The organism is Neobacillus cucumis, from assembly GCF_023715505.1.
In genome coordinates, this window is record NZ_JAMBOH010000185.1 from 1 (window position 1) to 250 (window position 250).

Annotated in this window: 1 rRNA gene; it reads right to left on the reverse strand. The window is 38.0% G+C overall.

Annotated features, from left to right (window positions below):
- Positions 1–104: ribosomal RNA gene (locus M3226_RS32030) — 23S ribosomal RNA — on the reverse strand; the annotation flags it as partial.
- Positions 105–250: the final 146 nt, after the last annotated feature.

Genomic DNA, 250 nt, shown 5'->3' on the forward strand with positions numbered 1-250 from the left:
GATCAAAGCTTACTTACAGCTCCCCGAAGCATATCGGTGTTAGTCCCGTCCTTCATCGGCTCCTAGTGCCAAGGCATTCACCGTGCGCCCTTTCTAACTTAACCTAAAAGGTTTTACTCTATATTAAATAGAGAATATTCTAAAATGGCGATTTTACTCGGTTTTTACTTGGTTTCTTCTATACAATTATCTAGTTTTCAAAGAACGAATTACCTTGAGAGAATTGCTCCCTCAAAACTAAACAAACAAA